The organism is Komagataeibacter xylinus, assembly GCF_004302915.1.
GTDB classification, from domain to species: Bacteria; Pseudomonadota; Alphaproteobacteria; order Acetobacterales; family Acetobacteraceae; genus Komagataeibacter; species Komagataeibacter xylinus_C.
The window spans coordinates 1-16,389 of the sequence record NZ_QQBI01000013.1; the positions used below are offsets into that span (position 1 = coordinate 1).

The 16,389-nt window shown below is 66.8% G+C and carries 14 protein-coding genes; 6 read left to right on the plus strand and 8 right to left on the minus strand.

The genetic code is table 11. The annotated features are described in order from the left end of the window. Window positions 1-164: 164 nt before the first annotated feature. Window positions 165-503, plus strand: a complete 339-nt coding sequence (locus DV027_RS09305; RefSeq protein ID WP_061274536.1) for a P-II family nitrogen regulator — start codon at window positions 165-167, stop codon at window positions 501-503. A gap of 46 nt (window positions 504-549) precedes the next feature. Further along, window positions 550-1,035 carry a hypothetical protein gene (locus tag DV027_RS09310; protein WP_130731539.1) on the plus strand — a complete coding sequence of 162 codons (486 nt, stop codon included), beginning with the start codon at window positions 550-552 and terminating at the stop codon, window positions 1,033-1,035. Window positions 1,036-1,066: 31 nt separating this feature from the next. Here DV027_RS09310 and DV027_RS09315 read toward each other — a convergent pair whose 3' ends face one another. The 3 genes from DV027_RS09315 to DV027_RS09325 form a co-directional block, all read right to left on the minus strand. Continuing rightward, the gene (locus DV027_RS09315) at window positions 1,067-1,945 is read right to left on the minus strand and encodes an aspartyl protease family protein (RefSeq protein ID WP_130731591.1); all 879 of its coding nucleotides are present in this window, start codon (window positions 1,943-1,945) and stop codon (window positions 1,067-1,069) included. A 65-nt stretch (window positions 1,946-2,010) separates the two neighbouring features. Next, window positions 2,011-2,967 carry a prolyl aminopeptidase gene (gene pip, locus DV027_RS09320; RefSeq protein ID WP_130731540.1) on the minus strand — a complete coding sequence of 319 codons (957 nt, stop codon included), beginning with the start codon at window positions 2,965-2,967 and terminating at the stop codon, window positions 2,011-2,013. A gap of 12 nt (window positions 2,968-2,979) precedes the next feature. Beyond that, window positions 2,980-3,972 (minus strand): tyrosine recombinase XerC, encoded by a 993-nt coding sequence (locus tag DV027_RS09325; protein ID WP_130731541.1) that lies wholly within the window; start codon window positions 3,970-3,972, stop codon window positions 2,980-2,982. Window positions 3,973-4,188: 216 nt separating this feature from the next. Between DV027_RS09325 and DV027_RS09330 the strand changes: the two genes are divergently transcribed. Further along, a complete protein-coding gene (locus tag DV027_RS09330) occupies window positions 4,189-6,438 on the plus strand; it encodes a primosomal protein N' (protein ID WP_130731542.1) in 2,250 nt (749 codons plus the stop codon). A gap of 108 nt (window positions 6,439-6,546) precedes the next feature. Here DV027_RS09330 and DV027_RS09335 read toward each other — a convergent pair whose 3' ends face one another. After that, window positions 6,547-8,232, minus strand: a complete 1,686-nt coding sequence (locus DV027_RS09335) for an NAD(P)/FAD-dependent oxidoreductase (RefSeq protein WP_130731543.1) — start codon at window positions 8,230-8,232, stop codon at window positions 6,547-6,549. Window positions 8,233-8,383: 151 nt separating this feature from the next. Here DV027_RS09335 and DV027_RS09340 point away from each other — a divergent pair, with 151 nt between their 5' ends. The 3 genes from DV027_RS09340 (at window position 8,384) to DV027_RS09350 (ending at window position 11,981) form a co-directional block, all read left to right on the plus strand. Continuing rightward, window positions 8,384-9,556 (plus strand): cation diffusion facilitator family transporter, encoded by a 1,173-nt coding sequence (locus DV027_RS09340; protein WP_130731544.1) that lies wholly within the window; start codon window positions 8,384-8,386, stop codon window positions 9,554-9,556. Between the two features lie 22 nt (window positions 9,557-9,578). After that, window positions 9,579-10,481 (plus strand): cation diffusion facilitator family transporter, encoded by a 903-nt coding sequence (locus DV027_RS09345; RefSeq protein WP_130731545.1) that lies wholly within the window; start codon window positions 9,579-9,581, stop codon window positions 10,479-10,481. Between the two features lie 168 nt (window positions 10,482-10,649). After that, window positions 10,650-11,981 carry a chloride channel protein gene (locus DV027_RS09350; protein ID WP_130731592.1) on the plus strand — a complete coding sequence of 444 codons (1,332 nt, stop codon included), beginning with the start codon at window positions 10,650-10,652 and terminating at the stop codon, window positions 11,979-11,981. Window positions 11,982-12,060: 79 nt separating this feature from the next. On the opposite strand, the gene DV027_RS09355 is transcribed toward DV027_RS09350, so the two are convergent. The 4 genes from DV027_RS09355 to DV027_RS09370 all read right to left on the minus strand — a co-directional run bounded on the left by DV027_RS09355 (window position 12,061) and on the right by DV027_RS09370 (window position 16,376). Beyond that, window positions 12,061-13,098, minus strand: coding sequence for a glycosyltransferase (locus DV027_RS09355; protein WP_130731546.1), 1,038 nt, complete (start codon window positions 13,096-13,098; stop codon window positions 12,061-12,063). A gap of 23 nt (window positions 13,099-13,121) precedes the next feature. Next, a complete protein-coding gene (locus DV027_RS09360; RefSeq protein ID WP_130731547.1) occupies window positions 13,122-14,183 on the minus strand; it encodes a WD40 repeat domain-containing protein in 1,062 nt (353 codons plus the stop codon). Then, window positions 14,180-15,181 carry a CobW family GTP-binding protein gene (locus DV027_RS09365; RefSeq protein WP_130731548.1) on the minus strand — a complete coding sequence of 334 codons (1,002 nt, stop codon included), beginning with the start codon at window positions 15,179-15,181 and terminating at the stop codon, window positions 14,180-14,182. Before DV027_RS09365 ends, DV027_RS09360 begins: the two co-directional genes overlap by 4 nt. Window positions 15,182-15,281: 100 nt before the next feature. Then, window positions 15,282-16,376 (minus strand): glycosyltransferase family 4 protein, encoded by a 1,095-nt coding sequence (locus DV027_RS09370; RefSeq protein WP_130731593.1) that lies wholly within the window; start codon window positions 16,374-16,376, stop codon window positions 15,282-15,284. Window positions 16,377-16,389: the final 13 nt, after the last annotated feature.

The following is a 16,389-nucleotide window of genomic DNA, read 5'->3' on the forward strand; positions in this document are numbered from 1 at the left end:
CAATGGCTGATCACCATATCCGTGCTGGGGAATTTTCCGACAGCACATGTGGGGAATTTTGAAACAGCATTTACAGCATCACCCGATCAGGGTATAGACGGAGCGGTTACCTTACTTCACCCACGGTCAACCGGCCGGAACAGCAAGAATGGAGACGCGGTGCGATGAAGCTTGTCACAGCCATCATCAAGCCTTTCAAGCTCGACGATGTGCGTGAGGCCCTGACCCCGCTGGGGATTCAGGGGCTGACCGTATCGGAAGTCAAGGGCTTCGGTCGCCAGAAGGGCCAGACCGAAATCTATCGCGGGGCGGAATACCACGTCAGCTTCCTGCCCAAGATCAAGATCGAGGTTGCCGTAACCGACGAACTCGTCGAGCAGGCGGTCGAGACGATTCTGGAAGCCGCCCATACCGGCAAGATCGGCGATGGCAAGATCTTCATCTCCCCGCTTGACAGCGTCATCCGCATCCGCACGCGCGAGACGGGCGACAGCGCGCTGTAAAAGCCCTTCCTTTTTTTCATACATCATTTCAGGACCGACCAGCCACATGGCCACATCATTCCGCATCTCCCTCGCCGCCGCCTCCGTCATGGCGCTCGCCCTTTCCAGCGGGGCCGCGCAGGCGCGTGACACGTCCAAGGCGTGCCACGCCAAATTCACGGCGGCCCGCACGGCGGGCACGCTGGGCACGCAGTCCTACAAGGAATTCAAGGCAGCCCAGTGCGATACCGGCGCCGCCACTACCACGGCCGAGGCGGCCAAGCCCGCCACACCGGCAGCCCCGGCTCCTGCTGCAGCCCCCGTAGCCGCACCGGCAGCAGCCAGGGCCGCAGCGCCCGCAATCACCACCTCGGCCACCATGCCTGCCACTGTTGCTGACAAATACAGCAAGGAGCCCGCGGGCAAGGGCCGCCTGCACACCTGCCTTGACCAGTACAACGCCAACAAGGCCACCAACGCCAATGGCGGGCTGCGCTGGATCCAGAAGGGCGGCGGCTACTACAGCCAGTGCAACGCCAAGCTCGAGGGCTGAGCCCCCGCACGGGCCACGCCCTGGCCCGTGCCTACCCGCCCTGCCTGCGCGCGGGGCGGACAAAGGCCTGGCTGGTGGCGTAGGATATCCACACCCTGTGGCTTGCGAACCAGTCCGAGCCCAGCAGCATTTCAAGATGCTCGCGCAAAGGAGCCACGGTGAGCGTGACATTGCGCTCAAGCTCGTGGCCCACCTGCAGGCTGTCAAAACGGTGCCAGTGATAGATGTCCTTGTGACCATCCACGCCGGCGGTAACCCCGCCGGGGTCGCGCTCAAGCTGTGACTGGGCAACACCCGCGCGGTGCGCCACGTCGGGCGAGACGATGCGCGAGCGCGCGCCACTATCGAGCAGCGCCGTAACCGGCCTGCCATCAAGCCTGACCTCGAGCAGGAAGCGGTTGTCCTGCCGGCGCAGGGGCAGGCTTTCATAGGGGCCATCCCACGCGGGCGGAGGGGCGCAGGCGAGCGAGCCGTGCTGGATGTTCCACAGGCTCAGCGTGCCGCCGGGCACATCCATGTCGAGATCGAAGCGCGAGAGGATGTCGCCACCAAGCAGCCCCGCCACGGGCGGCTGGATCATGGGCTGGCCGGGCAGTTCGCCCACCGGCACGGAGCGCGCGCCAAAATCCACCCCGCCCACCCGCAGGTCGGGCACGATGGCGTTGGGCGTGGCCTGCGCCACACCGCCCGTACCATGCACCACCGTTTCATGCTCGGGGTCGAGGCGCAGGCGCAGGTAGCCCACCATCTCGGGCGTGAGCAGCCCGCCATCCGAGCCGGTATCGACCAGCGCGCTCAGGCTGTGGCCTGCAATACTGATGACGATGGAAAGGTACCCCCCATCATCACGCAGCGGCACCTGGGCTACGCGCTCATGGTTGCACAGCCGCGCGGCATCGGGGGCCGCCATCGCGCCATGGGCCACGCCAAGGCTACAGGCCAGCCCCAGGGCCAGCAGGGTGTTGCGGGCCGCCACTAGCCCAGGCGCTCCGCCATGGCATCGGTCGCGGCGAGGAGGGCCTCGATCATGCCGGGCTCGGTCATGGCATGGCCTGCGATGTCAATGACCTGAAAATCCGCCTCCGGCCAGGCGCGGTGCAGGTCCCATGCCGTGCGCATGGGGGTGGCCACGTCATAGCGCCCCTGCACGATGATGGTGGGGATATGGCGGATGCGGTCCACATCACGGATCAGCTGCCCCTCCTCCAGCCACCCTGCATTGATGAAATAATGGTTCTCGATACGCGCGAAGGCCAGCGCGTAACACGGGTCGCCGTGCCGGGTGACACTATCAGGCGCGGGGCGCAGGGTGATGGTGCGGCCTTCCCATACGCTCCAGGCGATGGCCGCCTTTATCTGCTCGTCCTGGTCCGTGCCGGTCAGGCGGCGGTTATAGGCCGTAATCAGGTCGCCGCGCTCGGCGGGCGGGATGGGGGCGATGAACTGCTCCCACAGGTCGGGGAAGAGCCATGAAGCGCCTTCCTGATAATACCACAGCAGCTCCGCCCGGCGCAGGGTGAAGATGCCGCGCATGACCAGCGCCGTCACCCGCCCGGGGTGTGCCTGCGCATAGGCCAGCGCCAGCGTGGAACCCCATGAGCCGCCAAACACCATCCACTGCTCCGCCCCCGTGAGCACGCGCAGGCGCTCCATGTCGGCCACGAGGTGCCAGGTGGTGTTGTGCTTGAGGGATGCATGCGGGGTGGAGCGCCCGCAGCCGCGCTGGTCGAACAGAAGGATGCGGTAGCGCGCGGGGTCGAACATGCGGCGCTGGAAGGCCGAGCACCCACCGCCGGGACCACCATGCACGAACACCACGGGAATGCCCTCGGGGTTGCCGCACAGCTCCCAGTAAACGCGGTGCCCCTCCCCCGTATCAAGCCAGCCGTGGTCGTAGGGGTCGATGGGGGGGTAGGCAAACCGCTCAGGCATGGATCTTCCTGTTCATCGGGCAGTATCGGGCGGGGTGTCGGTGGTGGCATGCGGATGGGCGCGTGTCCAGACATCCATCAGCCGCGCCTCATCCGCCAGGGTGTAGCGCTGGGTGGTGGACAGGCTGGCATGGCCAAGCAGGTCCTGGATCACACGCAGGTCGGCGCCGCCTTCCATCAGGTGCGTTGCGAAGGAATGCCGCAGCGCATGCGGGGTTGCATGCTCGGGCAGCCCCGCCATGTGCCGCCACGTGCGCATGGCGCGCTGGGCAATGCCCGCCTGCAGCCGCCCACCCCGCACGCCCACGAACAGCGGCGCATCGGGCTGGGGCAGCGGGTGGGCATTGCGCCACCGCCTGAGCGCCTGCATGACCTGCGGCAGCACCGGCACCATGCGCTCCTTGCCGCCCTTGCCGCGAATGCGCAGCACGCCATCACCCTGCACCGGGTTGCCAAGGCTGGCGGCCTGATCGAAATCACGCACATCCAGCCCCAGCGCCTCCGAGATACGCAGCCCGCAGCCGTACAGCAGCATGAACAGCGCCCCATCACGCACCTGCGCCATGGGGGTGTGGGCAATGTCGGCCACGCCTTCGGGCACCTCGAGCGCATCAGGTTTTGGCAGCGGGCGGGGCAGTGGGCGGCGGGTGCGCGGGGTGGCCAGCAGGGCGGGCGCCGGGTTGTCCACGCCATGGTAGCGGGCAAGGTAGCGGTAGAACGAACGCAGCGCCGAGACCCGCCTTGCCCGCGTGCGCGCGGCGCGGTCCTGCGTGGTCGCGCGCCTGCCGGTCAGGGCGGCATTATGCTCATGGGCCAGCCAAGCCCGCAGGTCGGCCAGTGAAAGCCCCGCCAGCGCCCCCAGATCGGGTTCCGCGCCCAGATGCCCCATGATGAAGGCGAGAAAGCGGTCCAGATCGCCCCGATAGGCCGCAAGCGTGAGGGGGGAAGCCCGGCGTTCGGTTTCCATCCACTGCAGAAAGGCATCGCGTGCCCCGGTTGCCATCATGCCGCCTGCCCTTTGCCTGACTGAAAAAAGTTTTGGGTGAAGCTTTTTTCAAAAAGCTTCGAAAGACGCCGCCTTATTTGAAAAGAGGCGGCACCCGAAAACTTTTATCACCTATTCTCAATGTCTTGTTTCAAAATAATGTCTTCTCGGGGCGATGGATGCGCCATGCCTTACGGATGGACAAGACACAGCCGATGCCTGACGGTAGAAAAACACATGCCGCATCGCAACCCCACCCAGACGGACCTGCTGCCCCCCGCCCCTGACGGGCGCGTGCGGGTCATGCTCACCCTGCCCTTTGCCGGGCCGCTGGACTACCTGCTGCCCCCCCGGCTGGCCGATGCCCGCCCCGGTGATATCGTGACCGTGCCACTCGGCCGCCGCACCGAAACCGGCGTGATCTGGGATGCCGCCCCCAGCCTGCCGCCCGAATTCAGGCCACCCCCATCAAAGGAAGTGCCCACCAGCCGCCTCAAGCCCGTGGCTGCCCGCCTCGACCTGCCGCCCCTGCCCGCGCAACTGCGCCAGTTCGTGGACTGGGTGGCCGCCTATACGCTCTCGCCGCCGGGCATGGTGCTGGCCATGGCGCTGCGGGCCAATGCGCTGGCCGCCCTGCCCAGGCCCAGCACGGGCTACAGCCCCGCACCCGCAGTGCCTGCCGACCTCCGGCTGACCCCCGCCCGCCAGAAGGTGCTGGACATTGCAGCCAATGGCCCGCCGCTCCCCGCCGCCGAACTCGCCCGCCGGGCAGGCGTGGGGGCGGCCGTGATTCGCGGCCTGGCGCAGGCGGGCGCGCTGCGCGCGGTCGAGATCACGCCGCCGCCCCCCTTCGCCACACCTGACCCCGCGCATTGCCCGCCCACGCTGGGCGGCAACCAGGCCGAGGTGGCAACCGAGCTGCGCGCAAGGGTGGATGAGGACAGCTTTTCCATCACCCTGCTGGAAGGCGTGACCGGGTCAGGCAAGACCGAGATCTACATGGAGGCCATTGCCGCCTGCCTTGAGGCCGGCAAGCAGGCGCTGGTGCTGCTGCCTGAAATCGCGCTCTCGGCGCAGTGGACCGGGCGCTTTGCCCGCCGCTTTGGCGCGGAACCCGCGCTGTGGCACTCCGACCTTGGGGCAAGGCTGCGGCGCGTGACATGGCGGGCGGTGGCCGATGGCACGGCGCGGGTTGTGGTGGGCGCGCGCTCGGCGCTGTTCCTGCCCTTCGACCAGCTTGGGCTGATTATTGTCGATGAAGAGCACGAGACCGCCTTCAAGCAGGAAGATGGCGTGACCTACCACGCGCGCGACATGGCGGTGGTGCGCGCGCGCATGAGCAAAGCCCCCATCGTGCTGGTATCCGCCACCCCCAGCCTTGAAAGCCTGGCCAATGTGGGCGCGGGCCGCTACCGGCACCTCAAGCTCAATGCCCGCCACGGCAACGCGACCATGCCGGTGGTGGAAACACTGGACATGCGCGCCGACCCGCCCGAGCGCGGGCTGTTCCTCTCGCCCGTGCTGACCGGCGCGATCAACGAGGCCGTGGGCCGGGGCGAGCAGGCCATGCTGTTCCTCAACCGACGGGGCTATGCGCCGCTTACGCTGTGCCGCACCTGTGGCCACCGCATGCAGTGCCCCAACTGCACCGCCTGGCTGGTCGAGCACCGCGCCCGCCATATCCTGACCTGCCACCATTGCGGGTATGACGAGCCCATTCCCCAGACCTGCCCCAAATGCGCCGATGCCGACAGCCTGACCCCCATCGGCCCCGGCGTGGAGCGCATAACGGAGGAGGCGCGCGCCACCTTCCCCGACGCACGCATTCTGGTCATGGCGAGTGATACGCTCAGCGGCCCCGCCGCCACCGCCGCCGCCGTCGAGCGCATTGCCCGGCGCGAGGTGGATCTTGTGATCGGCACCCAGATCGTGGCCAAGGGCTGGCACTTCCCGCACCTGACACTTGTGGGCATTGTCGATGCCGATCTCGGCCTTGGCGGTGGCGACCTGCGGGCCTCCGAGCGCACGGTGCAGCTCCTGCACCAGGTGGCAGGGCGCGCGGGCCGTGCGGAGGCGCCGGGCCGGGTGCTGTTGCAGAGCTACGTGCCCGACCACCCGGTCATGCAGGCGCTGGTTTCAGGTAATTTCGGCAGCTTCATGGAGCAGGAGGCCGAGCAGCGCCGCCCCGGCTTCTGGCCGCCTTATGGCAGGCTCGCCGCCCTGATCGTAAGTGCCGAGACGCCTGATGCCGCCGAGCTGACCGCCCGCGCCCTTGGCCAGAACGCGCCACGGCTTGATGGCGTGCAGGTTCTTGGCCCGGCACCGGCCCCCCTGGCCATTTTGCGCGGGCGGCACCGCCACCGGCTGCTGCTGCGCGCGCGGCGCAACATTGCGGTGCAGCCCATCATGCGCGAATGGCTCAGCCGCGTAAAACCCGAGCGCGGGGCGCGGATTGACGTGGATATTGATCCGGTCTCGTTCCTGTAAGCCAGACAAAACAGATAAAAGTTTTTGGGTGCAGCCTTTTTCAAAAAGGCTGCATTTATCGAAGCTTTTTGAAAAAAGCTTCACCAAAAACTTTTGCTTTTTAGTAGTTTATTGGGCTTCGGTGGCATGGGTCATGCCCCGGTGCAGCGCCTGCTCCACATCCCGCCCCGCCAGCGACAGGGCCACCGCCTCGGCAATGCGGATGCCGTCAATACCCGCTGACAGGATGCCCCCGGCATAGCCCGCCCCCTCGCCCGCCGGAAACAGCCCGCGCAGGTTCACGCCCTGCCCATCCACCCCGCGTGGAATGCGCAGCGGGGAGGACGTGCGGGTTTCCACCCCGGTCATCACCGCATCCCGCATGGAGAACTCTGCCAGCTTGCTGTCAAAATGCGGCAGGGCCTCGCGCATCGCTTCAATGGCAAAATCAGGCAGGCAGGCCGACAGGTCAGTAGGTGTCACGCCGGGGCGGTAGGACGGCACGACGGTGCCAAGCGTGGTGGAGGCCACGCCATCGAGGAAGTCGCCCACCGTCTGCGCGGGCGCGAAATAGGCCCCGCCACCGGCCGCGAACGCACGCCGCTCCCACTCGCGCTGGAAGGCGATGCCCGCAAGCGGCCCACCGGGATAATCGCGCTCCGGCGTCACCCCTACCACCAGGCCTGCATTGGCGTTGCGCTCGGCGCGGGAATACTGGCTCATGCCATTGGTCACCACCTGCCCCACCTCGGATGTGGCGGCGACCACCGTGCCGCCGGGGCACATGCAGAAGGAATAGACCGCGCGGCCATTGCTGGCATGGTGCACCAGCTTGTAATCCGCAGCCCCCAGCAACGGCACGGCCTCGGGCTGGCCATAGCGGGCGGTGTTGATGACCGATTGCGGGTGCTCGATGCGCACCCCGATGGAAAACGGCTTGGCCACCATGGCAACGCCTGCCTCATGCAGCGCGCCAAAGGTGTCACGCGCGCTGTGGCCAATGGCCAGAACCACATGGCTTGCCGCAATCTCGTCCCCATCCGCCAGGCGCAGCGCGCGGATGCGCCTGTCCCCCGCGCCGTCATCACCGGTCACGAATTGAGTTACGTGCGCGCCAAAGCGGTATTCGCCGCCCAGCGCCTCGACCTCGGCGCGGATATGCTCGACCATCGACACCAGCCGGAACGTGCCGATATGCGGGCGCGAGAGGTATTCGATCTCGGGCGGGGCACCCGCGCGCACGAACTCGGCCAGCACCTTGCGGCCATAATGGCGCGGATCACTGACCTGGCTGTACAGCTTGCCATCGGAGAAGGTGCCCGCTCCCCCTTCGCCAAACTGCACGTTGCTCTCGGGGTTGAGGACGGATTTGCGCCACAGGCCGAAGGTGTCGACCGTGCGCTCGCGCACCACCTTGCCGCGCTCGAGCACCACGGGGCGCAGGCCCATCTGCGCCAGCACGAGTGCGGCCATCAGCCCGCATGGCCCCGCCCCGATCACCACCGGGCGCATGAAGCCGGGCCGCGCGGCAAGGGCCGGGCCATCATCCACCGCAAAACGGTAGGTGGTATCAGGCGTGGGCATGATGTTGCGCGCGCCTGCGTGGGCGGCCAGCACGGCGGCCTCGTCACGCACGGCGCAGTCCACGGTATAAACCAGCATCATGCGGTGCCGGTGGCGGGCGTCATGGCCCCGGCGGAAGATGGTGATGGCCTCGATCTCCGCCGTAGCCACACCCAGCCGTTCGGCCACCGCCTGTTCCAGTGCGGCGTCGTCATGCGCGATGGGCAGGCGCAGTTCGGTCAGTCGGATCATGGGCGGGTTTTCCGTGGCTGATGGCAGTGCGGGAGCCATATCACGCCGGGGCGGCGCACAGGAATGTGCTAAATGCTGGTGACGCGCCGTAACCTTCTGCTAGGAAGGCGGCGATACCCTGCCCCTCCCGATCAATATGGATTCAGGCCCCATGGGCGAATGCCAGCACAACCATGGCGCGGATGGCCATGACCACTCCCATGACCATGCCGCCCCCTCACCCGCGCACGGCCCTGCCTGCACTGGGCACGACCACGCGCAGGGCGGCCATGCGCACCCCGGGCAGGCCGCCACCGGGCCTGACACGGGCCATGACTGCGGTCATGACCATGACGCCCATGCGGGCCACGACCATGCCGATGGCGGACATGATGGCGGCTGCGGGCACGACCACGGGCATGGCGGCGGGCTGTTCGGCCACCACCATGTGCACACGCCGGCCTCCTACGGGCGGGCGTTTGCCATCGGCATCGCGCTCAACCTTGTCTATGTAGCGGGCGAGGCGGTGTGGGGCGTGCGCAGCCATGCGCTCTCGCTGCTGGCCGATGCGGGGCATAACCTGTCCGACGTGCTCGCACTTGGGGCGGCATGGCTGGCCGAAATCCTCTCGCGCCGCTCGCCCACCGCCAATTTCACCTACGGACTGCGGCGCTCCTCCATACTGGCGGCACTGGGCAATGCCGTGGCCCTGCTGGTGGTGACCGGCGGCATCATGTGGGAGGCCGTGCTGCGGCTGGTCCACCCGCACCCGGTGGCAGGCGTTGCCGTGATGATAGTGGCCGGGATCGGCATTGTGGTGAACGGGCTGACCGCGCTGCTGTTTGCCAGTGGGGGCAAGAAGGATCTTAACCTGCGTGGCGCGTTCGTGCACATGGCATCCGACGCGGTGATGGCGCTGGCCGTGGTGGCGGGTGGTGGGCTGATCCTGCTGACCGGCTGGCTGCGCATCGACCCCGTCATCTGCCTTGTGGTGTCGCTTTCCATCATTCTTGCCACGTGGTCGCTGCTGCGCGATTCGCTCGACATGGCGCTTGACCGCGTGCCGCGTGGCATCGACCCTGCCGCCGTCGATGCCTTCCTGCGCACGCTGCCCGGCGTGTGCGATCTGCATGACCTGCATATATGGCCCATCAGCACCACCGAAACCGCGCTGACCGTCCACCTCGTGCGCGGGGCAGGCGAGCAGGGCCATGCGCCTGATGGCCTGCTGAACCGCGCGGCAGCCGAACTGCAGGCCCGCTTCGGCATTGTTCACCCCACCTTGCAGATTGAAACCCTGACCGATGCCAACCAGTGCATTCTGGCCGAAGCCCACTCCGTCTGATCGCAAGGACCTCTTGTTCAGCATGCTTTCCCGTACCGACCCCAAGATCCGCGCGGCCTGGTGCAGCGTTGTCGTCAGCCTCATTGCACTGGGCATGAAATATGCCGCCTGGCGGGTTACGGACAGCATCGCGCTGTACTCCGATGCCATCGAGACCATCATCAACGTGGTCTCCGCCGTGGCCGGGCTGTGGGCGCTGCGGGTGGCAAGCCTCCCGCCCGACCACAACCACACCTATGGTCACTACAAGGCCGAATACCTCTCCGCCGTGGCGGAAGGGGTGCTGGTGGTCATTACCGCCATCACCATCGCGCATGAAGCGTGGCAGGGCTTCCAGCACATGCATGCGCCGCAGGATTCGTGGCTGGGCATTGCGCTCAATGGCGGCGCGGGCGTGCTCAACCTGGTGTGGGGGCTGTTCCTGCTGCGGCTGGGGCGGGCGCGCCATTCACCCGCCCTGGTGGCCAGCGGGCACCATGTGCTGTCCGATGTCTGGACATCGGCGGTGCTGATCACGGGGTTCGTACTGATCCCGCTCACCGGCTTTTTGTGGCTCGACCCGCTGCTTGCCGCCCTGATTGCGGTGAACGTGCTGCGCACGGGGTGGGAGATGATGCGCACCTCCATCGCGGGGCTGATGGACGAGGCCCCCAATTCCGAGACGCTGGGCGAGATCCGCTCCATCATCTCACACACCGCCACCGGCGCCATGGAGGCGCATGACATCCGCGCGCGCATTGTCGGCGCCATGACGTTTATCGAGTTTCATCTTGTCGTGCCCGGTGCCATGAGCGTAGAGGAAGCCCACCACATCTGCGACCGGGTGGAAGATGGCCTGCGCGCGGGGCTGGGCGATGCGCTGATCAACATCCATGTCGAGCCCGAGCGCAAGGCCAAGCATACCGGCGTGCTGGTGCTGCCCTGACCTGGCGGAAGGGGCGGATATTCTGCCACTGACTGCCTGACCTGCGATAAATACCACCCCTGCCGCGAAACCGGACGGCCTGAACCCGGTTTTACCCGTTTCAGGGCTGTTGCTGAAAGTACGTTACCGGGCATGCGAACCGACCTTACCGAGATACGCCGGAAACACATGCGCCACCTGCGCCGTTCCGCGCGGATCACCACCGAGCAGTGGCGGCGCAAGATCGCGTGCTGGGCGGCTGCCGTGGTGGTGGGCGTGGTGGCGGTAGGCTTTGCCATGGCGGCTGATGCGGCAGCGAGCCTGCGCACGCACATCATCGCATTCAACCCGTGGCTCATGCTGGTGCTGACGCCGGGCGGCCTTGCGCTTTCAACGTGGCTGACGCGCACATGGTTCCGCGGTGCGCAGGGCAGCGGCATACCGCAGACCATTGCAACGCTGCACCTTGAAAATTTCGCCATTGTCGACCGGCTGCTGTCGCTGCGGGTGGCGGCGGGCAAGATCGTGCTGACCTCGCTGGGGCTGGTGGCGGGGGCCTCCATCGGGCGAGAGGGGCCGAGCGTGCAGATTGGCGCCGCCATCATGCATGCGTGCGGGCGGTGGCTCAACCTGTCCACCATCAGCATGCGGCGCGGGCTGATCCTGGCGGGCGGGGCCTCGGGCGTGTCGGCCGCGTTCAACACGCCGCTGGCGGGCATCGTGTTCGCCATCGAGGAACTCAGCCACTCGTTTGAGCAGCGCACCAGCGGCACCATGCTCACCGGCGTGATCCTGTCGGGTGTCACGGCCATAGCACTCGTGGGCAATTACAGCTATTTCGGCCATACGGATGTGGTGGTGCCCATTGGCATCAGCTGGATCGCGGTGCCGACCTGCGGCATTCTGGGTGGTATTGGCGGGGGCGTGTTCTCGGCCATTCTCATCCGGGCCACGCGCGGCCTGCCCGGCGGGCTGGGGCGCTTTGCCAAGGGGCGGCCCGTGGCGTTCGCCGCCGTGTGCGGGCTTTTGCTGGCCATACTGGGCATTGCCTCGGGCGGGATCACCTATGGCACCGGCTACTACCAGGCGCATGAAATCATTGACGGGCGAACCCATTATCCCGCCTCGTTCTTCATCCTCAAATTCATCGCCACCATCATTTCCTACTGCTCGGGCATTCCGGGCGGGCTGTTTGCGCCCTCGCTTGCCATCGGGGCGGGGTTTGGCGGCTGGGTAGCGCAGTTCCTGCCGCACACCACGCCGGGTGCGGTGGTGCTGCTGGGCACGGTGGCCTATTTCTCCGCCGTGGTGCAGTCACCGCTGACGGCCTCGGTCATTGTCATGGAAATGTGCGATAACCAGCAGGTTACGCTGGCGCTGCTGGCCACGTCGTTCCTGGCCTATGGCGTGTCGCGCATGATCTGCTCGCAGCCGCTCTATGCGGCCCTGGCCGAGGCGTTTCTTGATGGCATGGCCTCTGCCCCCAAGCCTCCGCCCGCAGTCAAAACGGCTGTAAAATAACAGAAGTTTTTGGTGAAGCTTTTTGCAAAAAGCTTCGGAAGACGCCGCCTTCTTGAAAAAAGGCGGCACCCAGAAACTTTTATCCGTTTTTTGTCTTTAGCACCCGGTCGTAAAAGGCCAGCCATTGGCTGGTTACGGCCTCCGGCGTAAAGCCTGCCTCGTAATCCCGTGTGCCGCCTGCCCTGATCCTTGCTGCAAGGGCGGAATCATCAAGCACCGCGCGAATGGAAGTGGCCAGGGCCGGGGCATCATCAATCGGCACCAGCATGCCGTTTTCACCGTTGCGGATATGTGCCTTTGGTCCATCCGCCGCACAGGCCACCAACGGCACGCCTGCTGACCAGGCATCGAGTATCACGGTGCCAAACGGCTCATAGCGCGAGGGCAGCACGCACAGATCCGCTGCTGCCAGCAAGGCCCCCCGGTCCGAGCGCCAGCCCAGAAAATGCACCCGGTCCGCCACCCCCAGCCTTGCCGCCTGCGCGCCAAGGGCCGCACGCAGTTCGCCCTCGCCTGCCAGCCATACATGGCAGCGCGGCAGGGAGGGCAGCGCGTCAAGCAGGGTTTCCAGCCCCTTGGCCGGGTGCAGGCGCGAGAGCACCAGCAGCACCGGGGCATCGGGCGGCGTATCAAGTGCGTGCCGCGATACCGGCGGCTGCGGTTTTACGGAGGGGAAGGTGGGGATATAGGCCACGCGATCGGCTGGCGCGCCGCGCGCCACCATGGAGGCCGCCATATCCGCCGTGCAGCCCACGAACCAGTCGCAATGCGCAAAGGCACGCAGATCCTTGTAATTGCCGAACCAGCCAATCACCGGCACCCCGGTACCAGCGGGCACGATCTCGGCGGCACGGCGCAGCCAGCAATGGATGAGGTCGGGCCTGACGCGCCCGATCAGCCTGCGTATGGCGTGGCGGGCGACAGGGCGGAGCGGCAGGCGCAGCGGGGCGGTCTCCACAGCCATCCCCGCCGCCCGCATGGCGGGCACGCGGGGGGCTGCGGGGTGCATGACCACATCCTGTTCAAGCCCCGCCTCATGCAGGCTGCACATGACATCGGTAGCATAAAGCTCCGCTCCGCCATTGCCCCTTGCCGCCATGACATGCAGCACCCGCATGCGTTTTTCCGCCCCCTGCCGCTTTATTTGGCCGACAGGTCGATCACGGCGGCGCGGCCATCTTCCGTGCCAAAGGCCAGCGCGCAGCCATCGGGGCTGAAGGCGAGCGCGGTCACCGCGCCTTCGCCCGCCATGCTGACCGGCAGCACGCGCTGGGCGTTGGTATCGACCATCAGCACCGCGCCATCGGCAAAGCCCGCGGCTACGATGTCATGCACGGGGTGGCAGGCGACACGGGTGCACATGATGCCGGGAATGCCCCCGGCCTCGAAGGGGGGCTTGCCCATCGGGCCACCACCAAAGAACGGCCACATCACGATGGTGTCCGCCCCGCTGGTCACCAGCCACTTGCCATTACGCGTAAAGGCCATGGACTGCACCTTGGAAGGGTAGCCGCTCATGCGCATGTTATGCCCATCGGCCAGGCGCCAGCCATGCAGTTCCGATTCCTGCATGGAGGTCACCAGCGCGTCGCCCGCAGGATGGATGGCGATGCCGATATGGCTGCCCTTCCATTCCAGCACGCGGGGGGTATCCACCCTGGCCTGCACGAACCACATCGACGCGCCATTATAATGCGAGGCCGCGATGCGCTTGCCCTTGGCATCGAACACGATGCCGCTGACGGTGGAAGGATGCTCGAGCACCTTGAGCGTATCCCGGCCCGCCGCATCACGCAGTTCGACCTGCTTGCCCGATGCAAAGGCGATCACCCCGCCCCTGTCATTTGCCCAGGTGGTGATGTGCTCGATCCAGCGGCGGCCCCTTGCCAGTTCACTCACACTGCCATCAGCCGCAATCCGGCGCAGGCTGTTGTCATCGCCGCCAGTCAGGAAGCCGGTGGGGGCGGCATCAGGTGCTATGGAAAGCACCGCGCCATCATGCACGGTCTGCACATCCCATGCATCCGAGCGGCCCCAGTCGGCGCGGGCGGCCACCATCACGTCGCCCTCGGCGGTGGCGAAGGCGACCTGCTGGCTGTCACGCGCGATGGCGCAACCGGTGACCTGCCCTTCAAGCTGGCGCTGCGCACCACGGCGTTCGAGCAGCGAGGGGGGCATGGTGTCGTTCATGGCGCCGCTCATTTCGCACGGCAGCTTTCAAAACCACGGCGCAGTTGCGGGCGGTTGAGGTTGCGGCCAATGAAGACAAGGCGCGAGACATGCGGCTCATCCTTCTTCCACGGGCCGATAAAGCCGCCATCGGCCATCATGTGCACCGCCTGAAAGGCAAAGCGCTGGTTCTCGCCCGCATAGTTCAGGATGCCCTTGGCCCGCAGGATGTCCGCCCCCTGCTCCTGCAGCACGGCCCCGATCCAGGCCTGGAACTTGGCAGCGTCGAGCGGTTCCTCCACCTCGAAGGACATGGACGTCACATCAGCCTCATGCGAGTGGCTGGTGTCCTCAAGGAAATTGGGGGCATGCTCGAGCGCGCGCTGGAGGTCAAAGCCGCCCTGGTCGAGCACATCGGACAAGGGCACGTCGCCGCGTTTCGCGCGGTGGAGGCGGCAGACGGAATTGATCGAGCGGATGCGCTTTTCAATCGCCTCAAGGCCTGCTTCATCCACAAGGTCGACCTTGTTGAGGATGATCACATCGGCAAAGGCGATCTGGTTCACCGCCTCGGGGCTTTCTTCGAGCGTCTGGAGCACGTTGTAGGCATCGACCACGGTCACGACCGCATCGAGCCGGGTCTTGCCGCGCACGTCTTCATCAACAAAGAAGGTCTGGGCCACGGGAGCCGGGTCGGCAAGGCCGGTGGTCTCGACGATGATGCCGTCGAATTTGGCGCGGCGCTTCATGAGGTTGCCGAGGATGCGGATCAGGTCGCCGCGCACGGTGCAGCAGATGCAGCCGTTATTCATCTCGAACACTTCCTCGTCGGCATCGACCACGAGGTCGTTGTCCACGCCGAGCTCGCCAAACTCGTTGACCACAACCGCGTATTTGCGGCCATGCTCGGCGGTGAGGATATGGTTGAGCAGCGTGGTCTTGCCTGCGCCGAGGAAGCCCGTCAGCACCGTAACCGGCACGAGGGCGTTCGCAGCTTTGGCGTCAGGTACGGCCTGAACGGTATCGGACATGGAACCTCCAGTGTTTGGGCATGAGCCTTGCATGCCCAGATATAGGACGGCGCACGGCGCTGTCCCATACCCGCGCGGCATAAAAACGCAAAACGCGGCCTCAGGCGCGGCGGCGCAGGGCTTCGGCCCGCAGGTGGGCGCGGCAGGCACGCGCATGCTCCACCCCAAAGCGCAGCGCCTGCGCACGCCCCCGCGCAGCAAGGCCAGCGCGCAGGTCCGGCCCGTCCATCAGCCGGGCGATGGCCTGCGCCAGTTCCGGCGTGGGCTGGGGCGGGCAGAGCAGGCCGCCATCGCCCACCACCTCCGGCAGGCCGCCAGTAGGGGCGGCCACGAGGGCGGCACCCGCCGCCATGGCCTCCAGCGCTGCAAGGCCAAAGGGCTCGGGCCAGCGGCTGGGCACCACCACGATGGCCGCCCGCGCCATGGCGGCCAGCACATCCGCATGGGGCCGGTAGCCCTCAATCCCGATGCCTGCCGCCTGCGCGCGGGGCAGCAGTTCCGCCATGAAAGGGGTAACGGGCGCATCGGCGCGAAACCGGTCGGCCCCGATCATGTCAAAACGCCAGCCGGGATAAGCAGGGGCAAGCCCGGCGCAGGCCGCAACGAACAGGTCAGCCCCCTTGGTCTCGACCATGCGCCCGGCAAACAGCACCTGTGGCGCGCGCGCATCCATGGGCAGCACGCTGGCGGGAATGGCCACGCCGTTGGGCGAGACGCCAACCCACTGTCCGTCCGTGGCGGGCACCCCCTCCATGAAGCGCTGGCGCACCCAGCCGGATACGCAGGCCACGTTCATCCATCGCAGCAGGGCAGCGCGGCGGGCGGGTGTTTCGGCCCCACGCATGCCCTGGGGGTCGTTATGCAGCACCAGCAGCACGTGCTGGCCGGGGCGGCTGCGCGCGATATGCAGCGCGGTATCGGGGCGGTTATGCACCTCGACCACCGCAGGGCCGATGTCATGCACGATCCGCAGCACGGCAGCGGCATAACGGTGGCTGCGGCTGCCCGGTGGCCACAGGCCGGGGCGCACTGTCCGGTATTCATGGTCGGGCAGCAGCGTGGGGCCTGCCACCGGCGCGCCGATGATGACATCATTCGGGCCGGCAAGGGCAGCCACCTGCAGGCCGATGGCCCCCACGGCCCCCGCACTGAAGCCTTCACGCGCGGGCAGCACCACCGCCACCCGCCAGGGCAGGTTTTCCACGGGG

Coding starts and splice junctions, on each gene's coding strand:
- DV027_RS09305 (WP_061274536.1), top strand. CDS start 165: ATGAAGCTTGTCACAGCCATCATCAAGCCTTTCAAGCTCGACGATGTG.
- DV027_RS09310 (WP_130731539.1), top strand. CDS start 550: ATGGCCACATCATTCCGCATCTCCCTCGCCGCCGCCTCCGTCATGGCG.
- DV027_RS09315 (WP_130731591.1), bottom strand. CDS start 1,945: ATGGCGGCCCCCGATGCCGCGCGGCTGTGCAACCATGAGCGCGTAGCC.
- pip (WP_130731540.1), bottom strand. CDS start 2,967: ATGCCTGAGCGGTTTGCCTACCCCCCCATCGACCCCTACGACCACGGC.
- DV027_RS09325 (WP_130731541.1), bottom strand. CDS start 3,972: ATGATGGCAACCGGGGCACGCGATGCCTTTCTGCAGTGGATGGAAACC.
- DV027_RS09330 (WP_130731542.1), top strand. CDS start 4,189: ATGCCGCATCGCAACCCCACCCAGACGGACCTGCTGCCCCCCGCCCCT.
- DV027_RS09335 (WP_130731543.1), bottom strand. CDS start 8,232: ATGATCCGACTGACCGAACTGCGCCTGCCCATCGCGCATGACGACGCC.
- DV027_RS09340 (WP_130731544.1), top strand. CDS start 8,384: ATGGGCGAATGCCAGCACAACCATGGCGCGGATGGCCATGACCACTCC.
- DV027_RS09345 (WP_130731545.1), top strand. CDS start 9,579: ATGCTTTCCCGTACCGACCCCAAGATCCGCGCGGCCTGGTGCAGCGTT.
- DV027_RS09350 (WP_130731592.1), top strand. CDS start 10,650: ATGCGCCACCTGCGCCGTTCCGCGCGGATCACCACCGAGCAGTGGCGG.
- DV027_RS09355 (WP_130731546.1), bottom strand. CDS start 13,098: ATGCGGGTGCTGCATGTCATGGCGGCAAGGGGCAATGGCGGAGCGGAG.
- DV027_RS09360 (WP_130731547.1), bottom strand. CDS start 14,183: ATGAGCGGCGCCATGAACGACACCATGCCCCCCTCGCTGCTCGAACGC.
- DV027_RS09365 (WP_130731548.1), bottom strand. CDS start 15,181: ATGTCCGATACCGTTCAGGCCGTACCTGACGCCAAAGCTGCGAACGCC.